Here is a 2,961-nt window from a genome sequence, read left to right as displayed (position 1 = left end):
TCTACATTTTATCATGAGAGGTTCTTTTTTTTACTATAAGAAGATTTACTTACCCCCAGTGTAACTGGGGGTTTTATCATGCCTATTCGGCGCCAATAAAAAATTACCCGTTGAAGGTTTTCAAACCTTCAACGGGTAATGAGATTAAAGATTTCTATTTTTTTCTGCCGAAGCACTGACAGCCTTCATGACCGCAGCCCGAAAACCGTTTTCTTCCAAGGTCTGTACGGCTTCAATGGTCGTACCGCCTGGAGAACAGACGGCATCTTTCAAGGCTCCGGGATGGGTTCCCGTTTCTAAGACCATCTTCGCCGCCCCTAAGACAGTCTGAGCCGCAAAGGTATAGGCCATCTGCCGCGGCATCCCTTCGCGGACGGCACCGTCAGCCAAGGCTTCGATAAACAAGTAGACATAGGCCGGACCGCTGCCGCTGAGACCGCAGACGGCGTCGATCAATTTTTCATCGACGACTTCCGCCTTGCCAAAGCTGGAAAAAATATCGACGGCATCAGCCGTTTCTTCTGCCGTCACCATGTCGTTCGACGAAATCGAGGCCATGCCTTCCCCGACCATGGCAGGTGTATTGGGCATGACGCGAACGATTTTAGTCTTCTCTCCGGCATAGCCGGCAAGGCTTTCCAGAGAGAGGCCGGCGGCAATAGAAATGAGAACCGTGTCCGCTGCCAGTCCGTCACGAACAGCATAAATCGCCTTCTCCATCATATTCGGCTTGACGGCCATAATAAGCGCATGGGAGAGCTTTGCTAATTTCAGCGGTGAATCGACGACGACAGCTCCCGTTTCTTTCGCTAAGGCATCCGCTTTTTCCCGATGGATATTGTACAGATAGATATGATCTGCAGCCATAGCCTTCGAAGCTACCAGGCCTTTGACGATAGCCTGTCCCATATTGCCGGTTCCGCAGACACCGATAGTTTTAAACATAAGCCAAATCCTTTCCTCAGCCGTTACTGCTGAACGCCGACGGCATCAAAGGTCGCTTTAATCTTCGCAGCCAGCCCTTGAATTTTTTTCTTGGAAACGGAGCAGACCGCCAAACGGATACCTTTTTCCAAAGGAACGAGGAAGATATTTTCCTTTTCCAATTCGTCACAGACTTTCTGAGCCCCGATTAAGGGGATGGTAATGAAGAATCCGGAAATATAGCGCAGATATTTTAAACCGCATTCATCGGCTTCCTTCATGAACAAATCGGCTCGTTCCTGAATGAGATGGAAATACTTGGCCCGTTCAGCATCGAGTTCAGCAACTTTAGCCGGATCCTTGCAGATATTAGCCATGACCTTCATGGCAGCGCTGTTGGAGTTAGACCACGTCGCACGGCTGGTATACTGGTTGATGGCAACAAATTCATCGGCAATATCTTTATTCTGGGTAATACCAATCATAGCTCCCATTCGCTGTCCATACATGGTAAATCCCTTGCTGCAGGTATAGGCCACGATGATGAAGACATTGTCCGGCATGTTACCGAATTTTTTGAAGAACTTGCGACATTCATGTTTTTCACCGCTGTAGTCGAGATAAGCTACATCAGAGACGAAGATAATATTTTTATCCTGGCCTTTGACAACATCTTTCAAGAAGGACAGGACCTGATCCCAATCAGAGTCGGACAGACCAAAACCAGTCGGGTTATTGGCCGGAGAATTCATGATGATAACCGTGTTGTACTGTTTGGCAACCATAGCACTGACATGTTCTTTGAAGCTTTGGAAATTAAATTTCCCATCGTCCGTCAGTAAGTTGAATTCCCGCAGGTTACGCCCGTTATCGTGGCACATGGAACCGTAAGCACCCCAATGCCAGTCACTGGTCAGGATGTCATCACCCCATTCGGAGTAGTTGTGAATGACGTGATGGAGAACGCCGGAACCACCGGACGTAGCACAGGCACGAATGTAGCCGTCCGGACGAGATTCACCAAAGCACTGGTCAATGGCAGCTTCCAGATAATCGGGATAGCCCTGAATCGGTGCATAAGCGACGATTTCTTTCGGAGTCAAGGCCTTATAAGCTTTTTGCACAACATCGAGCATAACCAAATTGCCGTCTTCATCAAGCAAAGAACCGACGGTCCCGTTAATGACCTTATCAGCCCCTAATTTTTCTGTCAAAGCAACGGCTCGATTGTTGGCGCCAAAAATTTTATCTTCAGCACTCTTCCCCTTTGCCTGCGGTGCTGCAACACTTTTTACCATATGAATCAACTCCCCTTTCTTAGTTACATACACATTTATACCACATTCAAAGTAGAATGACAACAAACAGTCTCCATATATCTGCGATGTATTCAAAATACAAAGGATATATACGACTTATTTCTTATCCTTTTCTGTATCAGCATAAATGGCTTAAAATAATTGCATAAGTGCCTGAAAAAATCATTTTCTGACCAAATTATCAGTTACTATAATTATATGTATTATAGTGAATAGCTATTATTCAAAGAATGAAAAAGTGAGTGTGAAATCGGGATACGGGATTGGCGCCGAATCATTCGGACTGCTAATCGGCAAGGATTGCTATGGGATGAAAGATTACAGTCAGTGGTCCGTAAAGATTTTAAAGGTAACAGGCAAGCACAAGGTGCTGATAACAGCAGTATTGAAAAAATCCGATATGTCTGGAATTCCCTGACAGTAAAACGGAACCGTATGGTACTGACTGCAGCAATCTGATTCTCTTTGACACCCATCCTTGCAAGAGGCCATATGGGCCGGTAACGGCAGTCTCGTCGTCTTTGGCATCCGTCGTCTGCCACATCTACCTCTTACGGCAGACTAGTCGCTTCGCATCCGTCTTAAAGGCCGGTACATCATTTCGACAGCGGCAGTCCGGTCGTCTTCGACCTCGGTTGTAATTTTTATTTCATGATTCATATAACAAAAGAAGCACTAGCATTTGCTAGTGCTTCTTGGCTGAATCAGCGGCTTCCTA

The 2,961-nt window shown here is 46.3% G+C and carries 2 protein-coding genes; both read right to left on the bottom strand.

Features of this window, described 5'->3' with window-relative positions:
- Nucleotides 1-144: 144 nt before the first annotated feature.
- A complete protein-coding gene (proC, locus tag A0U42_RS10445; protein WP_044505018.1) occupies nt 145-945 on the bottom strand; it encodes a pyrroline-5-carboxylate reductase in 801 nt (266 codons plus the stop codon).
- Nucleotides 946-968: 23 nt separating this feature from the next.
- Nucleotides 969-2,222 carry a pyridoxal phosphate-dependent aminotransferase gene (locus tag A0U42_RS10440; protein ID WP_065360924.1) on the bottom strand — a complete coding sequence of 418 codons (1,254 nt, stop codon included), beginning with the start codon at nt 2,220-2,222 and terminating at the stop codon, nt 969-971.
- Between the last annotated feature and the right edge of the window lie 739 nt (nt 2,223-2,961).

It is taken from the genome of Megasphaera sp. DISK 18, assembly GCF_001682955.1.
Taxonomy (GTDB): domain Bacteria; phylum Bacillota; class Negativicutes; order Veillonellales; family Megasphaeraceae; genus Megasphaera; species Megasphaera massiliensis.
The sequence above is the reverse complement of the archived record's forward strand: the minus strand, read 5'-3'. Positions and strand labels throughout refer to the sequence as shown.

What these genes read in the sequence shown, in the direction of transcription:
- proC (WP_044505018.1), bottom strand. Translation starts at nt 945, where the DNA reads ATGTTTAAAACTATCGGTGTCTGCGGAACCGGCAATATGGGACAGGCT.
- A0U42_RS10440 (WP_065360924.1), bottom strand. Translation starts at nt 2,222, where the DNA reads ATGGTAAAAAGTGTTGCAGCACCGCAGGCAAAGGGGAAGAGTGCTGAA.